A 6088-nucleotide genomic window follows, 5' to 3' on the forward strand; every position below is an offset into this window, starting at 1 on the left:
TCCACCGCCGACGTGCTGGACCTCTTCGACGAACTGGCCGCGGCCGGGCGCACCATCATGGTCATCACCCACGAGAGCGACGTCGGTGGCCGCGCCCAACGCCTGGTCGTCATGCGCGACGGCCGCATCATCTCCGACAACATGCAAGCGCCCGACGCCCCCCGCTCGGAGCGCATCGTGGTCCCGCCGTCGCTGGTAACACCGGCGCCGACGCTGCAGCCGGTGCAGGCCGCGGCGTCCATCCAGGTTCCGGTGAGCTCCGGCGGCGGCGGGACCCACGGCCTCGACCATGCCGCTCAACAAGCCCGCGCCGCCTACGAGAGCGACCTGTTCTGAGCGGGTGACGAAAGGCCTGTGCCGCGCGTTATCTGACGCCAAGTCAGATCACTCGGAGGCGGACAACGTGCATCGGGGCGCCCGGGAGATCTCCCGGGCGCCCCGAACTCTGTTCCGATCAGCTACTCATGCGCCGAGTTGCTGGAGCACGATCGCATGTGCGCCGACCTTGGTGTCGACAGTGATCGTGCCGCCCCTGGGCTCGACACCGTCGGTGTGGACGCCGTCGATCGTCAGCCGCCAGCGGGTGCCGGGCAGCAGGTTCGTCACTCGGAACGAGGTCGGCTCGCCGAGCTTCGCCTTGTCGCACGAGGTGATCGAGACGTACAGGGCCTTCTGGCCCGCGTCGTAGTAAGCCTGCCGCGGTCGGACCGTCGGGAAGTCGACGCCTTCCACGGTGGGCTCACGGAACTTCTTGACGTTCGGGTTCTGGAAGATGTTCCGCCACTGACCCGGCTTGGTGATCGTGTAGCCGTTCATCAGCCACGCGTTGAACTGCGCCCGCGGCCACTTCTCGCCCAGCCCGAGGTGGTGGTAGAACTCGCCCAGCTCGGTGTCCCAGGTCGGCTGGTACTCCTTGCCGATCCAGGCCCGCAGCGCGGCGTTGCGCTCGGTGTCGCCGTATTCCTTGCTGGCCGAGAACGCGGTCGACGTGGCGTAGTGGAAGTCGATGCCCATGCCCGGCATGCCGGTCATCCAGGCCGAACCGTCCTCCTGCGGGCAGAAGAACTGCCGCATGCCGCCCTCGTAGAGCCGTTCGTAGAGCTCCGGGACCAGGCCCGACCCGTTGAACGCGGTGCCCATGTAGTTGTGGGCGAACTGGTGCTCGGTCTCGTTCATCGTGATCTTGTGCGTCATGTCGTGGTAGAGCGCGAACCGCTCGATCGGGTCGTTGCCCTCGCCACCGACCAGGTAGTTCTTGCGGAACCACCCGGCGAAGTCGTAGTAGGCGGCGACGTGCTCGGTGCCGTGGGTGATGTCGTGCAGCCGCAGGCCCATGCCGGCGATGTTGTTGCACCAGCCGAAGGCCTTGGTGACCTCGCACGACAGGCCCGACGCGGTCGCGTAGAGCTGGTTGGCGATCAGCTCGTTCAGCCGGTTGTTGTCGTACTCGAACACCAGCGAGTCGTCGTAGACCAGCTTGAAGGGATGGTCGAACTTGTCGTTGCCGGAGATGTAGCCGTACAGGCCGGTCAGCATCGACAGGTAGCCCTTGTACATGACGTTGCAGGAGCCGTTGGCCCGCACCGGGTCCGGGTCGTAGACGTACCCCTGGCTGCCGTTGCCGGCCCAGCCTGGCGAGTCGTACTTGCCCTTCATGCCCTTGGGCATCAGGACGTCGTACCACCAGTCCGGGTAGTTCAGCCGGTCCGGGTCGTCGCCCTTGTTCTGAACCCAGTCGAAGAACGTCCAGTACTCGAGGAACCGCTGCAGGTGGACGTCCATGGCCTCGGTGTAGGCCTCGCGCCAGGCCGGCGTGTGCTCGGCCATCAGCGCGAACACGAACGAGGAGAACGTCAGGTCGTAGCGGTAGTAGTTGTCGATCGGGTCGCCGGTCTTGTTGTCCCACGAGATGTGGACCGCGTCGTCCTTGCTCCACTTGCCCGCGGAGTGGACGGTGGCGCGCCGATGCAGGTACGCCAACCAGCCCAGGGCCTCGTCGGTCAGGGTGGGTACGCCCGGGGTGATCTGGCGCATCGAGGTGACCTTGAACGGGCACTCGGCGTTCGGGTCGTACTCGGCGACGCTTCCGCTCTCATCGCGGGCGGTGTGGTGCTGGTACTCCCAGTGCGGGATGTGGGTCGCGGTCATCAACCGGCCTCCGCTGACGTCGTTGTCGGGGTGTCCGTCGAACCTACCCGCGCACCCGGAGACCGCACCATGCCCGGATCGGTCAGGTCGAGGCCCTTCGACATACCCGCAAGGGGCATATCGCGAGGAGGTGACGAGTGTTGCGTTTGCTTCCTCAGGCAGGCCGGCGACCCCACCCGGAGAGCATCGCCAGGAACGGGAACCAGCGGTCCGGATCGGCCAGTTCGGCCCCGACCGCCGCGCGCGCCGCCGGAGTCAGGCCCCCCGGCGACGAGCAGCGGCTCGACCTGACTCGAAGGACAGGTTCCAGAACTCGGCCGGCCCGGAACCGCCCGGGAACGTCGGCGTCACGGACCTGGTCCCGACTTCGACCGCCCAAACGCGCCGAGCAGCCGGGTCGCGCCGGGCAGATGCATCAGCAACGCCCGGACGTGCACCAGGTCGTAGTTCCCACCGGGGAGCGGCTCGGCCAGCACGTCCGCGGCGATCACCTCGAGGTTCGGCCGAGGGTCGGCGCGGACGAAGCGGGGGTCGAGGTCGACCGTCGTCACCTTGCCGGACGCCCCGACCCGATCGCGCAGCCAACGCGTTCTGCAGGGCGTATCCCCGGTCCGTGGCGTTCACCGTCAGCCCATCAACAGGATCGGCTTGACCACGACGCCGTTCTCGGTGTCGGCGGCGGCCTGGTTGACCTCGGCCATCGGGTAGTTCGCGACCAGTCGGCCCACCGGGAACTTGCCCTGCTCGATCAGGTCGACCAGGCGCGGGATGAACACGTCGGGAACGCTGTCGCCCTCGACGATGCCGACGACCTTCTTGCCAGGGATCATCAGCCCGTTGAGGTCGAAGCTGTAGTGCACGCCCAGTGCGGTGGCGCCGATTACGCCGACAGTCCCCAACGTGGCCAACGAGTTCACCGCATCGCCGAAGACCGCCGGCACCGCGGTCATCTCCAGCGCGTAGTCCACGCCGCCGCCGGTCAGGTCCTGGATCGCCTCGACGGTGTTGACCTGCGACGGGTTGACGCCGTGGGTGGCGCCGAGCTCCTTGGCCAACTCCAGTCGGTGGTCCTTCAGGTCGACGGCGATGATCGTGGTGCAGCCGACCGCCTTCGCGGCCATGATCGCGGACAGGCCGACCGACCCGGCGCCGAATACCGCGATGCTCTCCCCGGCCAGCGGCCGCAGCACGTTGAACACCGCACCGGAACCGGTCTGGATGCCGCAGCCCAGCGGGCCGAGCATCTCCAGGGGTGCCGATTGATCGACCTTGACCACGTTGCGCTCGGTGGCCAGCGAGTACCCGGCCCAGGACGACTGACCGAAGAAGTGCCCGTTGATCCGCCCGCCCTGCCCGGTCAACCCGCTGCTGCCGTCGACGCGGCCGCCGGTCACATTGCGAACGTAGAACTCGGCGCAGTAAGCCGGGTGGCCCTTCTGGCACGGCTTGCAGGTGCCGCACGAGGCGAACGTCAGCACGACGTGGTCTCCGTGCTTGACCTTGCGGACCCCGCTGCCGACCTCCTCGACGACACCGGACCCCTCGTGCCCGAACACCGACGGCAGCGGGACCGGGTACCACTGGTCGCGGCAGATCAGGTCGGTGTGGCAGACACCGGCCGCCACGACGCGGACCAGTACCTCGTCCTCCCGCAACGGGCCGATCTCGATCTCCTCGAGCTCGAACGGCTTGCCCTGCTCGCGGCAGACGACAGCGGTTGTCCTCACTGCGGCTCCGATCCGGTTAGGTAATTTGTGGCATTCGAGTCCTATCCGCCGTCGCTGAGGGAAGCAAGAGGCCGGCCTGTCCAGCCGGGGTCCGACGTGATGACCCGTTGAGCGCTGTGCGGCAGACTTCGGGTGTCGCACTGGAGGGACAGCCATGGTCAACCCGCGTTCGAGCACCGTCGACGACATCATCCGCCGCTCGGCAAGCAGGTGGCCGGACCGCGTCGGCCTGCTGTTCGCGGACCGGTCGTGGACCTACGCGCAACTCGACGCCGCGGTCTCCCGGGCCGCCGGGGCCCTGCTGGCCCTCGGCCTGCGCAAGGGCGACCGGGTCGCGGCCTACGGACAGAACAGCGACGCCTACCTGCTCGCGTTCCTCGGCGCCTGTCGGGCCGGGCTCGTCCACGTCCCGATCAACTACTCGTTGGCCGGCGACGAACTGGCCTACCTGATCGAGCAGTCCGGCGCATCGCTGGTACTGGCCGACCCGGCCCTGGCCCCCACTCTCGGCAAGCTGGACTCGGCCCCGGACCACCTGCTGCTGCACGGGACCCCGGGCAGCCTGCTCGACCTGGCCTCGACCGGCGAGGTCCCGGTGATCGACGCGGCGGTGGCCGACTCGGACCTCTGCCAGCTGATCTACACCTCGGGCACCACGTCGCGGCCGAAGGGCGCGATGATGACCCACCGCGCCTACGTCCACCACTACGCGTCGGTGATCATCGCGCTGGACGCCAAGGAGGACGACGCCCCGCTGCACGCGATGCCGCTGTACCACACGGCGCAGATGCACGTGTTCATGCTGCCGTGGCTGGCGGTCGGGGCCCGTAACCGACTGCTGAGCACACCGGACATCCCGGTGATGCTGGAGTTGGTGGAGACCGAGCGGATCGGCGCGATGTTCCTCGCCCCGACCGTCTGGGTCCCGTTGTCCCAGCACCCGAACTTCACCCGGCACGACCTGAGCAGCCTGCGCAAGGCTTACTACGGGGCATCGATCATGCCTGGCCCGGTGCGCGAACGGATCGCGAAAGCCTTGCCGGAGTTGGGTTGGTACAACTGCTTCGGCCAGACGGAGATCGCGCCGTTGGCAACCGTGCTGCGTCCCGAGGAGCACGCCGCGCGGCCGGACTCCTGCGGCCGGGCGGTGATGTTCGTCGAGCTCCGGGTGATCAACCTGGACGGCACCGACGTCGAACCGGGCGGGACCGGCGAGGTCGTCTACCGGTCCCCACACCTGTGCGAGGGGTACTGGCAGAAGCCTGAGGAGACCGCGGAGGCCTTCGAGGGCGGATGGTTCCACTCGGGCGACCTGGTCCGCATCGACGACGAGGGCTACATCACCGTCGTCGACCGCATCAAGGACGTCATCAACACCGGCGGCGTCCTGGTCGCCTCACGTGAGGTCGAGGACTGCATCTACACCCATCCGGCGGTCGCCGAGGTCGCGGTCATCTCGACGCCGGACCCGAAGTGGATCGAGGCGGTTACGGCAGTGGTCGTACTGCGAGCGGGCTCGACCGCGACCGCGGACGAGCTGATCGCCCACGCCAAGGACAACCTGGCCAAGTACAAGGTGCCCAAGCGGGTCGAGTTCGTGGACGCACTGCCGCGCAACGCCTCCGGCAAGCTGCTCAAGCGGGTGCTTCGCGACCAGCTCGGGTGAGGCTCGGGAGGCGAGCTGACGGACCGTCAGTGGCTGCTGTGCCGTGCTTTGGTTGCGGTTCAGGCGGCCTGCCAGGAGGGGCGGTTCGGACCGTAACCACTGTGCAGGTCCGTTGGACGTCGGTCACGGATCTCAAGACTGGACACGACCACCGAAATCGGGTTCGCGGAATTGCCGATTTCCCTTGCAGAGACGGGAAAAGCGGGCGAGAATAGTCTCATGTCGAACACCAGTTCGAACCGACTCATGTCGGTCGAGGAGGCCCTGGACTGGTTCGCGGCCACCGCGGGCGAGACCACCGGGACCGGCGCGGTCACCGACGGCACCGACGTGCTGGCCCGCATCGGGGTACTGGAGCGGCAGATCGCGATGGTCCAGGGCGAGCAGGTCCTGGCCATGGCCGAATGGGTCGCGGACTCCCTGGACCGGCACGAGGCGGAGCGCCCCGCCTGGGTGGACCCGCAGACCTGGGAGCAGTCCCAGGAGTTGGACTTCGCCGAGCGTTCGGCCTACGCCGAGGTCGCCCTGGAGTTGGGCCTGGCTGATC

6 protein-coding genes are annotated in these 6088 nt (G+C 67.9%); 3 read left to right on the plus strand and 3 right to left on the minus strand.

What is annotated here, in order from left to right:
* Positions 1-336: hypothetical protein (locus VHU88_09695; GenBank protein HEX3611946.1), on the plus strand; the 336-nt coding region annotated here is incomplete at its 5' end.
* A 126-nt stretch (positions 337-462) separates the two neighbouring features.
* On the opposite strand, the gene VHU88_09700 is transcribed toward VHU88_09695, so the two are convergent.
* The 3 genes from VHU88_09700 to VHU88_09710 form a co-directional block, all read right to left on the minus strand.
* Positions 463-2148 carry a hypothetical protein gene (locus VHU88_09700; protein ID HEX3611947.1) on the minus strand — a complete coding sequence of 562 codons (1686 nt, stop codon included), beginning with the start codon at positions 2146-2148 and terminating at the stop codon, positions 463-465.
* A 347-nt stretch (positions 2149-2495) separates the two neighbouring features.
* The gene (locus VHU88_09705; protein HEX3611948.1) at positions 2496-2729 is read right to left on the minus strand and encodes a class I SAM-dependent methyltransferase; all 234 of its coding nucleotides are present in this window, start codon (positions 2727-2729) and stop codon (positions 2496-2498) included.
* Between the two features lie 45 nt (positions 2730-2774).
* A complete protein-coding gene (locus VHU88_09710; GenBank protein ID HEX3611949.1) occupies positions 2775-3875 on the minus strand; it encodes an NAD(P)-dependent alcohol dehydrogenase in 1101 nt (366 codons plus the stop codon).
* Between the two features lie 154 nt (positions 3876-4029).
* Between VHU88_09710 and VHU88_09715 the strand changes: the two genes are divergently transcribed.
* Both VHU88_09715 and VHU88_09720 read left to right on the plus strand, forming a co-directional pair.
* Entirely contained in the window at positions 4030-5541 is a 1512-nt protein-coding gene (locus VHU88_09715; protein ID HEX3611950.1) for a fatty acyl-CoA synthetase, read from the plus strand.
* A 219-nt stretch (positions 5542-5760) separates the two neighbouring features.
* A partial coding sequence (locus VHU88_09720) for a hypothetical protein (GenBank protein ID HEX3611951.1) occupies positions 5761-6088 on the plus strand: 328 nt, incomplete at its 3' end.

The organism is Sporichthyaceae bacterium, assembly GCA_036269075.1.
GTDB lineage: Bacteria > Actinomycetota > Actinomycetes > Sporichthyales > Sporichthyaceae > DASQPJ01.

Excerpts from the sequence above, each read along its gene's own strand:
- VHU88_09700 (HEX3611947.1), bottom strand. The coding sequence starts at position 2,148 with ATGACCGCGACCCACATCCCGCACTGGGAGTACCAGCACCACACCGCC.
- VHU88_09715 (HEX3611950.1), top strand. The coding sequence starts at position 4,030 with ATGGTCAACCCGCGTTCGAGCACCGTCGACGACATCATCCGCCGCTCG.